The sequence below is a fragment of the Bradyrhizobium sp. SZCCHNRI1029 genome (assembly GCF_032487555.1).
Lineage (GTDB): Bacteria > Pseudomonadota > Alphaproteobacteria > Rhizobiales > Xanthobacteraceae > Bradyrhizobium.
In genome coordinates this window covers 1,155,456-1,169,930 of the sequence record NZ_JAUEUK010000001.1, presented here as the reverse complement: position 1 = coordinate 1,169,930, position 14,475 = coordinate 1,155,456, and the positions used below count along the sequence as shown (strand labels likewise).

At 65.6% G+C, this 14,475-nt stretch carries 15 protein-coding genes; 6 read left to right on the top strand and 9 right to left on the bottom strand.

Annotated features, from left to right (window positions below; genetic code table 11):
- Positions 1-164: 164 nt before the first annotated feature.
- Complete coding sequence (locus QW861_RS05445) at positions 165-647, bottom strand: PaaI family thioesterase (RefSeq protein ID WP_315714838.1); 483 nt, start codon at positions 645-647, stop codon at positions 165-167.
- A gap of 196 nt (positions 648-843) precedes the next feature.
- On the opposite strand from QW861_RS05445, the gene purL reads away from it, so the two are divergent.
- Complete coding sequence (gene purL, locus QW861_RS05440) at positions 844-3,054, top strand: phosphoribosylformylglycinamidine synthase subunit PurL (RefSeq protein WP_316192772.1); 2,211 nt, start codon at positions 844-846, stop codon at positions 3,052-3,054.
- 190 nt (positions 3,055-3,244) lie between these two features.
- Here purL and QW861_RS05435 read toward each other — a convergent pair whose 3' ends face one another.
- The gene (locus QW861_RS05435) at positions 3,245-4,441 is read right to left on the bottom strand and encodes an acyltransferase (protein WP_315714836.1); all 1,197 of its coding nucleotides are present in this window, start codon (positions 4,439-4,441) and stop codon (positions 3,245-3,247) included.
- A gap of 435 nt (positions 4,442-4,876) precedes the next feature.
- Here QW861_RS05435 and QW861_RS05430 point away from each other — a divergent pair, with 435 nt between their 5' ends.
- A complete protein-coding gene (locus QW861_RS05430) occupies positions 4,877-5,050 on the top strand; it encodes a DUF1328 domain-containing protein (RefSeq protein WP_012045337.1) in 174 nt (57 codons plus the stop codon).
- Between the two features lie 82 nt (positions 5,051-5,132).
- Here the strand turns inward: QW861_RS05430 and QW861_RS05425 are convergent, their stop codons facing one another.
- Entirely contained in the window at positions 5,133-5,498 is a 366-nt protein-coding gene (locus tag QW861_RS05425; protein ID WP_315749303.1) for a DUF427 domain-containing protein, read from the bottom strand.
- Positions 5,499-5,748: 250 nt separating this feature from the next.
- Here QW861_RS05425 and QW861_RS05420 point away from each other — a divergent pair, with 250 nt between their 5' ends.
- Entirely contained in the window at positions 5,749-5,988 is a 240-nt protein-coding gene (locus tag QW861_RS05420; protein WP_315714834.1) for a BolA family transcriptional regulator, read from the top strand.
- Positions 5,989-6,020: 32 nt separating this feature from the next.
- Positions 6,021-7,223 (top strand): low temperature requirement protein A, encoded by a 1,203-nt coding sequence (locus tag QW861_RS05415; protein ID WP_315749305.1) that lies wholly within the window; start codon positions 6,021-6,023, stop codon positions 7,221-7,223.
- Here QW861_RS05415 and egtD read toward each other — a convergent pair.
- The gene (gene egtD, locus QW861_RS05410; protein ID WP_315749306.1) at positions 7,199-8,170 is read right to left on the bottom strand and encodes an L-histidine N(alpha)-methyltransferase; all 972 of its coding nucleotides are present in this window, start codon (positions 8,168-8,170) and stop codon (positions 7,199-7,201) included. The two genes, QW861_RS05415 and egtD, sit on opposite strands and share 25 nt — an antisense overlap.
- A gap of 56 nt (positions 8,171-8,226) precedes the next feature.
- Positions 8,227-9,477 carry an ergothioneine biosynthesis protein EgtB gene (gene egtB / locus QW861_RS05405; protein ID WP_315749308.1) on the bottom strand — a complete coding sequence of 417 codons (1,251 nt, stop codon included), beginning with the start codon at positions 9,475-9,477 and terminating at the stop codon, positions 8,227-8,229.
- Positions 9,478-9,780: 303 nt separating this feature from the next.
- Between egtB and grxD the strand changes: the two genes are divergently transcribed.
- Positions 9,781-10,119 (top strand): Grx4 family monothiol glutaredoxin, encoded by a 339-nt coding sequence (gene grxD / locus QW861_RS05400; protein WP_315714830.1) that lies wholly within the window; start codon positions 9,781-9,783, stop codon positions 10,117-10,119.
- Between the two features lie 9 nt (positions 10,120-10,128).
- Positions 10,129-10,698, top strand: a complete 570-nt coding sequence (locus tag QW861_RS05395) for an O-acetyl-ADP-ribose deacetylase (protein WP_316192794.1) — start codon at positions 10,129-10,131, stop codon at positions 10,696-10,698.
- A 53-nt stretch (positions 10,699-10,751) separates the two neighbouring features.
- Here QW861_RS05395 and QW861_RS05390 read toward each other — a convergent pair whose 3' ends face one another.
- The 4 genes from QW861_RS05390 to QW861_RS05375 all read right to left on the bottom strand — a co-directional run bounded on the left by QW861_RS05390 (position 10,752) and on the right by QW861_RS05375 (position 14,307).
- The gene (locus QW861_RS05390) at positions 10,752-11,819 is read right to left on the bottom strand and encodes a threonine aldolase family protein (RefSeq protein WP_316164431.1); all 1,068 of its coding nucleotides are present in this window, start codon (positions 11,817-11,819) and stop codon (positions 10,752-10,754) included.
- Positions 11,820-11,893: 74 nt separating this feature from the next.
- Positions 11,894-12,448 (bottom strand): hypothetical protein, encoded by a 555-nt coding sequence (locus tag QW861_RS05385; protein WP_315714828.1) that lies wholly within the window; start codon positions 12,446-12,448, stop codon positions 11,894-11,896.
- A gap of 204 nt (positions 12,449-12,652) precedes the next feature.
- Positions 12,653-13,270, bottom strand: coding sequence for a 30S ribosomal protein S4 (gene rpsD, locus QW861_RS05380; RefSeq protein ID WP_011925811.1), 618 nt, complete (start codon positions 13,268-13,270; stop codon positions 12,653-12,655).
- 212 nt (positions 13,271-13,482) lie between these two features.
- Entirely contained in the window at positions 13,483-14,307 is an 825-nt protein-coding gene (locus tag QW861_RS05375) for an acyltransferase (protein ID WP_316192771.1), read from the bottom strand.
- Positions 14,308-14,475 lie beyond the last annotated feature (168 nt).

The following is a 14,475-nucleotide window of genomic DNA, read 5'->3' as shown; positions in this document are numbered from 1 at the left end:
TGTCTTGGGAGGCGGGATGCGCGTGGCGCTGTTCTTCGACTATTTTGCGGCTGTGGTTATGGATTCCGGGCTCATTCGCGCTGCTTCAAAATGGCTACGCCATTTTGCGCGCGAATGCCCCGGAATGACGGAGAGAGTTGAGCGCGATCCCCCTTGCTCCGTCCCTACGGCGAGTTCGCCGCCTCCGGTGTCCGCCGCCTGATGCGCTTGATGGTGCCGGAAAACGAGAACAGCGGCTTTGGGCCGGAATGCAGCATGCCGCGCAGGAAGATCAGCGAGGCGCCGGCGCGGGTGACCTCGCCGGTAGCCTCGATCAGTTCGCCCTCGCGCGCCGCGTCGAGGAATTCGCTCGAGAACGAGACCGTGACCCCCGGGCCCTGCATGATCGGAGCGGCGAAGGCGAACAGGCAGTAATCGGCGAATGTCATCAGGCAGCCGCCATGGACGTTGCCGCCGCCGTTGAGGTGCTTCTTCTCGACCCGGAAGGCACAGCGGATCGAGCCATCGTCCTCCATCCGGTGCCAGAATGGCCCGGTGTGGGATTCGTAGCTGTCGCGCATCCAGGTCCGCCAGCCGGCGAACTCGCCGTCGGTCGCGATGTGGATGCCAGGGCGGTTCTCGAAGGCGGAACGGGACAGGTCGTGCACGTGTCAGGGCCTTTAACTGTTGATTTACCGTCTTAAATCCGATTGGTCGCCAATCTGCAAATATCCCTTCTGGCGGTCCGGGCCAAAGCTCTGGACAGGGCGGAATAGGGCCGTAAAAGGCCTTTTCCCGCCCTGGCGATCTTTCTATGAAGCAGGCTTCAAGGGACCAGCGGCCCACGGGCAAAGGCATTTCTCCATGCGCAATGAACCGCAGATCACCCCCGGGCTCGTCGCCGCCCACGGGCTGAAGCCCGATGAATATGAGCGCATCCTGAAGCTGATCGGGCGGGTGCCGACCTTCACCGAGCTCGGCATCTTCTCGGCGATGTGGAACGAGCACTGCTCGTACAAGTCGTCCCGCATCCATCTGCGGGGACTGCCGACCAAGGCGCCCTGGGTGATCCAGGGCCCCGGCGAAAACGCCGGCGTGATCGACATCGGCGACGGCCAGGCCGTCGTGTTCAAGATGGAGAGCCACAACCACCCGAGCTACATCGAGCCGTATCAGGGTGCGACCACCGGCGTCGGCGGCATCCTGCGCGACGTGTTCACCATGGGCGCACGCCCGATCGCGTGCCTGAACGCGCTGTCGTTCGGCGCGCCGGAGCATCCCAAGACCCGGCATCTGGTGTCCGGGGTGGTGGCCGGCATCGGCGGCTATGGCAACTCGTTTGGCGTTCCGACGGTCGGCGGTCAGACCCGCTTCCACACCCGCTATGACGGCAATATCCTGGTCAACGCCATGGCGGTCGGCCTCGCCGACGCCGACAAGATCTTCTATGCGGCGGCTTCCGGCGTGAACATGCCGATCGTCTATCTCGGCTCCAAGACCGGCCGCGACGGCATCCACGGCGCCTCGATGGCCTCGGCCGAGTTCGACGATTCCTCGGAGGAGAAGCGCCCGACGGTGCAGGTCGGCGACCCCTTCGCCGAGAAGCTGCTGCTGGAGGCGTGCCTGGAGATCATGGCCGCCGATTGCGTGATCGCGATCCAGGACATGGGTGCGGCCGGCCTGACCTGCTCGGCGGTCGAGATGGGCGCCAAGGGCGACCTCGGCGTCGATCTCGATCTCGATGCCGTGCCGACCCGCGAGATCGGCATGAGCGCCTACGAGATGATGCTCTCCGAGAGCCAGGAGCGCATGCTCATGGTGCTGAAGCCGGAGAAGGAGAAGGAGGCGGAAGCGATCTTCCGCAAATGGGGGCTCGATTTCGCGGTGGTCGGCTACACCACGCCGAGCAAGCGGTTCGTGGTGAAGCATGGCGGCGACGTCATGGCCGACCTGCCGATCAAGGAGCTCGGCGACGAGGCGCCGCTGTACGACCGGCCGCACGTGGCCTCATCGACGCTGCCGGTGATCCACGCCCGCGAGGTCAAGGCGCCCCTAGACATCATCCCGGCCCTGGAGAAGCTGATCGCCACGCCCGATCTGTGCTCCAAGCGCTGGATCTGGGAGCAGTACGACCATGTGATCCTCGGCAACACCGTGCAGCGCCCGGGCGGCGATGCCGCCGTGGTGCGCGTGCAGGATGGCCCGAAGGGGCTTGCGCTCACCGTCGACGTCACGCCCCGCTATTGCGAGGCCGACCCGTTCGAGGGTGGCAAGCAGGCCGTCGCCGAAGCCTGGCGCAACATCACCGCGGTCGGTGGCCGGCCGCTCGCGATCACCGACAATCTCAATTTCGGCAACCCGGAGCGGCCCGAGATCATGGGCCAGTTCGTCGGCTGCCTGAAAGGCATTTCGGAGGCCTGCCGCGCGCTCGACTTCCCCGTCGTCTCCGGGAACGTCTCGCTCTACAACGAGACCAACGGCCGCGCGATCCTGCCGACGCCCTCGATCGGCGGCGTCGGCCTGCTCGATGATTTCACCAAGTCGGCGAGCATCGCCTTCAAGGCCGAGGGCGAGGCGATCCTGTTGATCGGCGAGACCCATGGCTGGCTCGGCCAGTCGGTCTACTTGCGCGACGTCTGCGGCCGGGAGGAGGGCGCTCCGCCGCCTGTCGACCTCGCCGCCGAGAAGCGCATCGGCGATGTCGTCCGCGGCATGATCCATGCGGGCACGGCGACAGCTGCGCATGATCTGGCCGACGGTGGTCTGCTCGTCGCGCTCGCCGAGATGGCAATGGCCTCCGGCATCGGCGCGCGGCTGCTGGCCGCGCCTGCCTCGATCGTGCCGCATGCCTATTGGTTCGGCGAGGACCAGGCGCGCTATCTCGTGACGGTGCCGGAGACCGAGGCTGGCCGCGTGCTGGCCAAGATGCGCGGCGCCGGCGTGCCGTGCACGCGCATCGGCACGACAGGCGGCACTACGCTGGCGATCGCCGGCGATGGTGCCGTCGAGGTCGCCGCGCTCAAGACGGGATTCGAAAGCTGGCTGCCCAAATACATGGGCGGGTCAGCCGCCTGACCCCGGACGCACGCCGCGGCGGTCACGGTCAGGCACGCTGGCAAACGACGACCGAGTTCGTCGTGAGAGCGTTGGCCTCGCCCAGCGTCATTGCGGGCGCAGCGTAGCAATCCAGGAACGCCATCCGCGGATGCGGTCTGGATTGCGTCGTCGCTGCGCTCCTCGCAATGACGGAGGAGGCAGGACCGTCCTACAACACGTTCTTCGCCCCCGGAATCTGCCTGAGCACCCAGGTCGCGCCCCAGCTCAGCAGCATGCTGCCGACAAAGGCGATCGTCGCCTTGGCGATGGCTGGCAGGCCGAAGTCGAACAGCCAGTACTGGATCCACAGCACGATCGGATAGTGCACCAGGAACATGCCATAGGCATCGGCCTGCATGCGATCGAGCACGGAGAATTCCGAGCGGCGGTTGTTCAGGAAGTAGGACAGGATCGCAAACAGGATCGCGGCGCTGAAGATGACGAACAAGAAGCCATAGGCCGCCTCGTACCATTGCGGCAACACGGGCGGATTGCCCAGCACTTGGCGCTTGATCGTGATGAGCACCCAGAGCAGCGCATAGGGCACGAGCGTGACCACGATCCAGGCCCCGAGTCCGCGCTGCGACATCTGCCCTTCTGCGGCCAGCAGGCCGCGTTCGAAATTGGCCGAGCCGATGCCAGCCCCGACGTAGAAATAGGCGGCGTAGAGCAAGACGCGGCTGGCCTGCACCGAGAGCGGCCCTGCCTCGAACCACAACGTCGGGCCGAAATAGAGCCGGGACGGGATGTAGAGCCCGCCCGTGATCAGCAGGAAGACGAAGAAGAAGTCGCGCGGATGCTCGAAGGCGCGCTGCGACAGCCGATTGATCGGATCCAGCAGGCGCGGCGAGACGCGGTACAAAAGGGCTGCCGAGGTGTCGAACGCCAGCAGCACCCAGATGAACCAGATCGGCCCGCTCGGCCATGGGCCGACCGTGACCGTCTTCCACCAGAAGGAAGCGAAGCGGGCGTCGGGATTGGCGCGCAGCTCGATCGCGTAATAGGCAAGCGGAATGACGGTCAGGGCCGCGATGGCGAAGGGCAGGCCAAGGCGCAATAGCCGGTCACGCAGGAACTGCAGCGTCGACTTGTGGGCAAGGCCCGACCACACGAACAGGCCCGACAGAAAGAAGAACATGGCCATGAAGAAGCTGTCGGTGGCCAGCACGATGGCGTCGAAACCGAGGAAGGACGTCGGATCGGTGTGCCCGAAATAGGTATAGGGAATCACGGCGTGGTGGAGCAGCACCACCAGCGTCAGGAATGTCCGGGCGTGATCGAGCGCGGCGTTGCGTGCCCGAGCGCGCGGGCGGGCCTGAAGCTCGACCTTTGCGGCCGCCGCCGATTGTGTAACCGATATGACCATACGCCCCCCGGCGTCGCTGCTGCCCGGCCCGTGCAGCGGATGTGACGTTCGCATCCCCCTTCGGCCGCGGGGCGTCATGCAAACGTCGTCCAAGGCTGCGCGAGCTGGAATGAGTGGATGAGCTCGTGTGACCCTCTGGCACCGCCATTCGCTGGAGTCGCCCAAAAGCGAGCGAATGACGGCGCCGGACTACCAGATGTCGTCGTTGGTGCTGCAAATCAGCAAGTGCCGCGGTCCGCAAGCCGGTTTCTCACACACTCTGCCGATTTCCGCTCCGGATATCCTTACGAACCGACGACCTACGAAGTTACGGCCGGGACTGTCGTGGGTTGCGCATTTCTTCGGCACCGGGACCGATGGCCGAAGGAACCGGTTCCCCGCGTCATCGTTAGTGAGGCGCCGCGCCGGCGCGGCGCAGAACCGGAGGACCATACCGTGACTATTCTCAAATGGGCGCTGCTGTTCTTCGTGATCTCGGTGGTGGCCGGTATTCTCGGCTTCACCGGCATCTCGGCAGCTTCCGCCGACATTGCGCGGATCCTGTTCTATATCTTCCTGGTGATCTTCCTCGTGCTGCTGATTCTCGGGCTTACGATTTTCAGAGTGTAGCACGCCATCAGGTCAGTGACCGAAACGACCGCCGCGCCGGTATGGGCCTCGTGCCGGCCGCGCGGCGGGCTGTCACCGCAGTTCAATCAGCTGCGACCTCCTCGATCCGCACCTTGTCCGGATAGAACGCCAGGTGGCCCGAGATCTCGGTCATCGCCGGGAAGGGCGCCTCGTAGCTCCAGATCGCATTGTCCAATGTCTTGCCGTTGGCGACGACGCTAAAATAGCTCGCATCCCCCTTGTACGGACAATGGGTGACACGATCGGTCTTCTGCAGGGCCGCCATGTCGGCGTCGGCCCGCGGCACGTATTGAACAGCGGGGTAGCTCGCTTCCTTCAGCGTCAACGCGCGGGTGGTGTCGGCAATCACGACGCCGTCGGCGATCACCCGCACACGTTTCGGATTGGGGGTGATGGTGATCGGGTGATCCGGTCCTGGAAGCTTCATGTCGCCCTCACGATTCAGCCTTTTGGGTGCGTCACCCGGTCCGACGTATCTCGTTTGACCCGGTATATAGTGGTTCCGCGCGTGACCTCGAAAGCGGTTCGCGCTAGATTTCGCCATCACGGTCCCGCGAGAACGCCTTGATTCGCCGTGCTCGGCGGGCCACTGATGGGAGTGCAGCCAAGCCGCGGGCCCTGCGGGCTACATCGTCCACGGGATGCGGCGCCTGCCCGACACAAGGAGATGCACCGGGATGCCCATGGATGCCCACGATATCGAGCAGATGATCAAGTCTGCCATCCCTGACGCACAGGTGACGATTCGCGATCTCGCTGGCGACGGCGACCATTACGCCGCGACGGTGATCTCGGAATCGTTCCGCGGCAAATCCCGCGTTCAGCAGCATCAGCTCGTCTATCAATCGCTGCGCGGCCAGATGGGTGACGTGCTGCATGCTCTGGCCCTGCAGACCGGGGTGCCGGACCAGCGCTGACTGCTTAGGGGGAGATCGCGCATCCGGGGGAGATGGCGGTGGACAATCCGCGTGGTGCGCTGTTTCGCGTCATCGAGCCGAACCGGCACAGCCGGGTCACGTTCGTCGAGCTGTTCTTCGATCTCGTCTTCGTCTACGCGGTCACGCAGATCTCGCACTATCTGATCGGCCATTTCTCGCCGCTCGGCGCCGCCCAGACGGCCGTTCTGTTTCTCGCGGTCTGGTGGGTGTGGGTCTACACCGCCTGGGTTACCAACTGGCTCGATCCCGAGAAGGCGCTGGTCCGAGGTCTCTTGTTCGCGCTGATGCTGGCGGGCCTCGTTCTGTCGATGTCGATCCCGCGGGCGTTCGAGGACCGCGGCCTGTGGTTCGCCATGGCCTACGCCGCCATGCAGGTCGGCCGGACCGCGTTCTGGCTGACCGCGACGCCGCCGCAGCGATCTGCCGTCCGCCGCAACGCCGCCCGCATTCTCTCCTGGCTCAGTGCCTCCGCCGTGCTCTGGCTGCTCGGCGGCCTTGCCGAGGGCCCGGCACGGATGGGGCTGTGGGGGGCGGCGCTCACCCTGGAATATGCGTCGCCGGCCGTCCGCTTCTGGGTCCCCGGGCTGGGTGCCTCCACCGTCGAGGACTGGATGGTCGAAGGCGGCCACATGGCGGAGCGCTGTGCGCTGTTCATCATCATCGCGCTCGGCGAATCCATCGTCGTCACCGGCGCGACCTTTGCCGAGCTCGACTGGACCGGAGCCAACATTGCCGCCTTCGCCAGCGCCTTCATCGGCACGGTGGCGATGTGGGCGGTGTACTTCAACCGCGGCGCTGAGGCGGGATCGGAAGTGATTTCGCAGTCGGCGCAATCCGGGCTGATGGCGCGCTCGGCCTACACCTACTTGCACATGCCGATCGTCGCCGGCATCATCGTGTCGGCGGTGTCGGACGAGATCGTCCTGAAGCACCCCCTCGGGCATACCGACCTGAATATGGCGGCGACGACGATCGGCGGTCCGTTCGTGTTTCTGCTCGGGACCATCCTCTTCAAGTTCAACATCCGCGGCTTCCTGCAGTTGTCGCACGGCGCCGGACTGCTCGCACTGATCGGGCTCGGCTGGTTCGCGACCGAACTGTCGCCTCTCGTGCTTTCGGCGCTGACGAGCGCGCTACTGGCGATCGTCGCGCTGTGGGAGACGCTGTCGTTGCGGTCGAAGCCGGAGCCTCACGCCTCGGCGACGAGCGCCTGAACCGAGAACATCTTCTCGGCATCCGTCCACACGGTCTGGACTTTCCAGCCGGATCCGCGGGCCAGCGCGCCGAAGCGCGCGATGCTGTATTTGTAGCTGTTCTCGGTGTGGATGCTCTCGCCGGCCCGGAACGAGATGGTGGTGCCGAGTAGCCGCACCGTTTGCGGCTTCCGCGCCACCAGATGCATCTCGATGCGGTGCTGCTCGCGATTGTAGATCGCGCGGTGGACGAAGGCGGACAGGTCGAAATTGCCGCCGAGTTCGCGGTTGATCCGCAGCAGCAGGTTGAGATTGAAGCGCGCGGTCACGCCGGCCGCGTCGTTGTAGGCGGCGTGCAGCACACGTTCGTCCTTCTCCAGGTCGACGCCGACGATCATCCGTGCGCCGGTCCCCAAGATCTCGCGTGCCGAGCGCAGGAAGCGGCACGCCTCATGCGGCTCGAAATTGCCGATCGTCGATCCCGGAAAGAAGCCGACCTTCGGCTTGCCTTCGATGGCGTCAGGTAGTTTGAACGACGTCGTGAAGTCGGCGACGACCGGGTGCACGGCGAGCTGCGGGAAGTCGCGGCGCAGGCTGTCGGCCTGTGCGGTCAGGAACTCGCCGGAAATATCGACCGGCACGTAGGCCGCGAAGCGGCAGCTTTCCAGCAGCAGCCGCACCTTGGTGGTGGCGCCGGCGCCGAACTCGACCAGGGCGGCATCGTCGGGAATGACTGCCGCGATCTCGGCGCCGCGATCCCTCAAGATGCCGAGCTCGGTCCGCGTCGGATAGTACTCCGGCAGGCGCGTGATCTGCTCGAACAGATCGGATCCGGCGGCATCGTAGAAATATTTCGGCGATAGCTGCTTGGGCTGCTGGGCGAGGCCTGCGACGGCGTCCGTCGCAAAGGCCGACGTCTTGTCGTCGGGGAGATGGGCGTCGAGCAGCGCGTTGACGTGCACGTTCATGATACTCTCCTGGACGCGCACACACGCGCGACTGTCGGGCAACGAATGCTGATAGCTCAGGTGTAGTCGGCGAGCCGGAGCCCGGTGAATTGCCAGCGATGATGCGGATAGAAGAAGTTGCGATAGGTGACACGGCTGTGGCCCACCGGCGTCGCGAGCGATGAGCCGCGCAGCACCAGTTGATTGACCATGAACTTGCCGTTGTACTCGCCGAGCGCACCCTCCATGGCACGATAGCCGGGATAGGGACTGTAGGCGCTGCGGGTCCACTGCCAGACAATGCCGAAGGCATCGTTGAGCTGGTTGCCGCGCGCGGCGACCTCCCATTCCATCTCGGTCGGCAGATGCTTGCCGCGCCAGCGGGCAAAGGCGTCAGCTTCGTAGTAGCTGACGTGGCACGCCGGAGCAGCGGGATCGACCGGCCGCAGTCCGCCCAGCGTCATGATGCGCCATTCGCCCTCGACCTTGTACCAATGCCCGGGAGCCTGCCAGCCCTCGCGGCTGGCGGTGGCGAAGCCGTCCATGAGCCAGAGTGTGGCGGTCCGGTAGCCGCCGTCATCCATGAAGGCGAGCCACTCGGCATTGGTGACGAGATTGCGCGCGATGCCCACCGGCCCGACCAGCGCGCGATGGGCCGGCTCCTCATTGTCGAAATGGTAACCATCGCCGGCGTGCCCAACGGTATGGATGCCCTCGGGGAGGTGAACCCAATCCTCGCCCGTTTCCGTGGGGGCAGGGAAGGTCCAGGAAGGATCGTAGGCCGGGGCCGTCGGGTTCTGCGCGAACGCATGCAGGATATCGGTCAGCATCAGCTCCTGATGCTGCTGCTCATGGTTGAGGCCCACCTCCACGAGCGGCGCCACCGCGGTCAATGTGGCGGTATCGGCGCTGCCCAGGAAGTCCACCATCGCCGCATCGACATGCCGCCGATATGCCGTGACCTCGGCCACGCCCGGGCGGGTGATCAGGCCGCGCTCGCCCCGCGTGTGGCGCGGGCCGGCACTGACGTAATAGGAATTGAACAGGAACGCGTAATCGGCGTGAAAAGGGGTATATCCCGGGCAGTACTCGCCCAGCACGAACTGCTCGAAAAACCAGGTCGTATGGGCGCGATGCCACTTGGCAGGACTGGCGTCCGGCATCGACTGGATGACCTGATCCTCCGGGCTCAGCGGCGCCGCGCGCCGCTCGGTCTCGCCCCGGACGGCGAGGTACGCCTCGGTCAGGCGCCCGGCGAGGGAGCCGGACCTGCTCTGAAGCGCATCAGTAACGGGGATCGGGGCCGTAGCGGAGGCAGAACTGGTCACGAGGGTCTCCGTTTGCCAGCAGAAAACGATGTTCGACGGAACAAGTTCCTTTCGACAGTTCGTCCTAAATAGGGGCTTGGTTACGGGATGAAACCCTCGTGCCGGCTATAATATTGCTGCCGTCAGCCTATGGTCCGGCCGGGGCCTGGGTCGCCGGCCGATCCTCGGCATTTTACTTTGGTTGAACAACGGTTTGCGCTACATATAGAGAAGTGACGGTCGGCTGCGGACGAAATCCGTCCGGTGGCGATCAGCGCGCACCGAGCCCCAGGCGTTCCTTGAGGCGCCCTAGAGGAAGCGAAGATGAGCATTGAGCAATTCATTGACAATGAAGTGAAGTCGAACGACGTCGTCCTGTTCATGAAGGGGACGCCGCAGTTTCCGCAGTGCGGATTTTCCGGCCAGGTCGTGCAGATCCTGGATCATGTCGGCGTCGGCTATAAGGGCCTCAACGTTCTCGAATCCGCCGAGCTGCGCAACGGCATCAAGACGTTCTCGAACTGGCCGACGATTCCGCAGCTCTATGTGAAGGGCGAGTTCGTCGGCGGCTGCGATATCGTGCGCGAGATGTTCCAGAGCGGCGAGCTGCAGCAGCTGTTCACCGACAAGGGCATCCCGGTCGGCACGGCGGCCTCTGTCTGAGCTATCCGGCTGAGCTATCCGGTCCGAAAGGTCGGCGCGACCCGATTCGAGGTCATCGTCGCCGACATCACCAAGCTCGGCGTTGACGCCATCGTCAACGCCGCGAACTCGTCTCTGCTCGGTGGTGGAGGCGTCGACGGTGCGATCCACCGTGCGGCGGGACCGGACCTCGTCATGGAGTGCCGCATGCTCCACGGCTGCAAGACCGGCGAGGCCAAGATCACCAAGGGCTATCGGCTGCCGGCGCGCCATGTGATCCATACCGTCGGCCCAGTCTGGCAGGGAGGCGATCGCGGCGAGCCGGAGCTGCTCGCCTCGTGCTACCGGCGCTCGATCGAGCTGTGTCACAAGCATCGTTTGGACTCGGTCGCGTTCCCCGCGATCTCGACGGGCATCTTCCGCTTCCCTGCGGATCGTGCGGCATCGATAGCGGTCGCCACTTCGATCGAGATCATCAGCGCGGAGACGTCGCTGTCGCAGATCGTGTTCTGCTGCTTTTCCGATGCGAGTGCCGAGCTGCACGATGAGGCGTTGAGCCGGGCCGTCGAGAGCCGCGCTCGCAAGGGATCGCCGCGCTGACAGCGGCGTGCCCTGTGCGGCATTAGGTCTGCCGGGCGCGCGTGCGATGATCCTCATGCCCTGCGTACGATCTCCCTGACGTGGCCGATCGTCTCTTCGATCATGGCGGCTGTCACGTCGAGATGGGTGCAGGCGCGGATGCGGCCGTCCATCATCGCCAGCAGCACGCCGCGCTTGCGCAATTCACTCACCATCGTCTCGCCGGACACGCCGGCGCCGTCCGGCTTGAAGAACACCAGATTGGTCTCGGGCTCCTGGACCTCGACGCCCTGGATCTGCGACAGCCCGCGTGCCAGCGCCCGCGCATTGGCGTGATCCTCGGCGAGCCGGTCGACGTGATGATCGAGCGCATAGATGCAGGCCGCGGCGACCACGCCGGCCTGGCGCATCGCGCCGCCGAGCCGCTGCTTCCAGCGCCACACCTCGTCGATGAAGGCGGCGCTGCCGGCGAGCACGCCGCCGATCGGCGCGCCCAGCCCCTTAGAGAAATCGATCCAGGCCGAATCCCAGCCTGCGGTCATCTCGGCCGCCGGAATGCCGGTGGCAACCGTCGCGTTGAGCAGCCTTGCGCCGTCCATATGCGTCGCCATGCCGTTCGCCTTGGCGATCTCGGCGATCTCGTCGAGCGCGGCCTTCTTCCAGATCGTGCCGCCGCCGATATTGGCGGTCTGCTCGACGCTGACGACGGTCTGCGGCGGCTGGTAGCGCGAGCGCGGATGCAGCGCGGCGCGGAACGTCTCCGGTGTGAACTGTCCGTCGGGCCCCTTCAACTGCGTCACCTGGAAACCGCCGAGCGCCGCATGCGCGCCGCCCTCGCGCGAGATGATGTGCGCGGTCTCGTGTGCCAGGATCTCGTCGCCTGGGCGGCAATGCACCAACGTCGCAGCGACATTGCACATCGTCCCCGACGGCATCAGCACCGCGGCCTCCTTGCCGAGCAGCGCGGCGACGCGGCCGCACAATTCATGCACGGTCGGATCGTCGCCGATCTGCTCGTCGCCGACCTCGGCCCGCGCGATGGCCTCGCGCATCGCGGCTGTCGGGCGGGTCTGCGTGTCCGACAACAGATTGACGCGCACGGGCGGCGCCTTGGGATCACGCGCGGGCGGGGTGTAATACATCGGCAGTCCTCGTTCGGCTTATCACGACCCGGACCTTACCCAACTCGCATCGCCCCCGCAAAACGCCTCCTCGATCACGCCGCGCGCGGCGGGTTGAGCCAGATGTCCGGCCGCCGCAACGGCTTGCTCTCGATCGGCTCGGCGACCAGCGGCGGCGCCTCGGTGCAATCGAACACCCAGGGTTCGAGCGGGCTCTGCCGCGACGGTGAAAGAAGCAGCGCGGCGCCCGGGCGTTGCCGCTTGATATTCCAGCCCATGTTCACCGCGGCCCAGCCGACCAGCATGGTGTGCCATTCGTCGGCGAGCTCGCGCGAGTCGTCGAAACAGTGGAGGAGCTCGAGCGCGTAGGGATCGTGGCGAAGCTGCGCATCGGCGAAGGTGAGCCCGGTCCCGACATGGCGGATCACATGGGCTGTCGCATCGGACTGGACGTGCCAGCAGGAGCGTTCCAGGAGGTCGAAGACCGTCGAGGGATAGAGGCCGTCGTTGAAGCGGTAGCGGACGCCGGAGGTCCGTGCGCGTAACGGCGGAGCGCTGAGCGGCGGCGCCCGCAACGGCGGCAGAGGCGGGGCACCGACCGCATCGGTCGGCAACGCACCGAAGATGATATTGCGCCTGTTGAACTCCATGGCGAACGCCCCGCTACTTTACAACTGCAGACAGTGAATCACGGGACGGAGTAGCTGTCAGCCCAGGTTGGGGCGAATTCGTGGCAGGTGTGGCATTCGGGAATCGGTTCGCCCCATCCGAAAACAAGCTCAAAAAGAAAAGGCCCCGGCGCATGCCAGGGCCTTCGGATTATCAGATGGGGCCGGACCGCGGTCCGGTCAAGCTCAGCGCGAGTAGAACTCGACGATCAGATGCGGCTCCATCTGCACCGCGAACGGCACGTCCGACAGCGCGGGGATGCGGATGAACTTCGCGGTCATCTTGGAGTGATCGGCCTCGATGTAGTCGGGCACGTCACGCTCGGCGAGCTGGGTCGCTTCCAGCACCACGGCGAGCTGCTTGGAGGCTTCCTTGACCTCGATCACGTCGCCCGGCTTGACTTGGTAGCTCGCGATGTTGACCTTGCGGCCGTTCACCTTGATGTGGCCGTGGTTGATGAACTGGCGCGCCGCGAACATGGTCGAGACGAACTTGGCGCGGAACACGACGGTGTCGAGACGGCGCTCGAGAATGCCGATCAGGTTCTCGCCGGTGTCGCCCTTGAGACGGCCGGCCTCGACATAGATGCCGTGGAACTGGCGCTCGGAGATGTTGGCGTAGTAGCCCTTCAGCTTCTGCTTGGCGCGCAGCTGCACGCCGAAGTCCGAGAGCTTGCCCTTGCGGCGCTGGCCGTGCTGGCCGGGGCCGTATTCGCGGCGGTTGACGGGGCTCTTCGGGCGGCCCCAGATGTTCTGGCCCATGCGGCGATCGATCTTGTACTTCGCCTCACTGCGCTTAGTCATCGCGTCCTCTTCGATCAAGTTAGGGTTTGAGGAAACGCGCCCTCCTGTGTGTCCGGAGATCCGGCCCACCGACAGGCCCATCCCCAAAGCATGAAGGGAGAAGGCCACGGGTCGCGAAACGCAACGCGGGCCGAAAGCGGCCCGCGAGCAGGGGGGTCTTAGGCGAGAAAGCGCCGGTTTGTCAAACCGCAACCGCCGCTTTTGCCGACAAATCACCCTTTCGGCCCCCTCAGGATGGTCATTTTCTGCCGCGCCGCCTCGCATCCCAGGTCAGCCTCCGCCGGCCCGCGCCCGGGAACCGGGCGGCCCCGCAGCTCGGCCGCGATCTCGCCATTCAGCACCTGCTCGAGCCGGATCGCCGTCCGGGCGATCATGGCGCCGTCGGTAACCCGGTGATCCCAACGGATCAGGATGGGAATCGTCTGGTCCGGCCGGACGACGTCGTAATTGATGATGAACGGTCCCGGGCTCAGGGCGAGAAGCTCGCCGCCACCACAGGCGGCGACGCTGGTGACGGAGAAATTGCCGAACCAGTTGGCGCGCTGGCGGCCGAAATTCAGCCCGACCCACCAGGCGAACCGGCGTAATGGGAACGGCAGCCGGGTCGCCCGCATGATCTTGCGGAACATGGCGACGTCCCCGACCGGCGCCTCCTTGCCCTGCCGGATGACAGCGTCGATCTCGGCCAGCGACATGGCCTCCGGCCCGGAGACGCGCTGCGGCAGCACGCAATCCTCGCCATTCTCGACCCGGGCAATGGTGACGGTGGCGACGCTGCGCGGCAGCTCGTAGAGGCAGCGCCGCGGCCACCCGGTGTAGAGCGTGCGCAGCACCGGCTCGTCGCGGGCGACCAGGGCGAACGCCTTGACGAAGAGCGCGGCGAAACCGGGCGGGCGGACGGCCGCGGCGCGGGCCTCCAGCAGCGGCCCGATCTGGATCGTCCGGGCCAGCGAGACGAACGGCACACCACGGGAGGCGAGCATCAGATCGATGATCAGACGGCGGTGCAGCGAAATCGGCCTGGTGGTTCCGCGCATCCTGAACCTGTCGCTCCCGTTCGTTCTGCTTGGCCTGGTCCGGCTCCCCGGCGGCGGCTGCTGTTAACACCGCAGGCCGGGATACGGAAGCGCCGTTCGAGGGCGCCGGCGAGGCGAGCGGCTTGGCCTTAGACCCCGAGGACGGCCGGCGACAGACCGAAAATCATC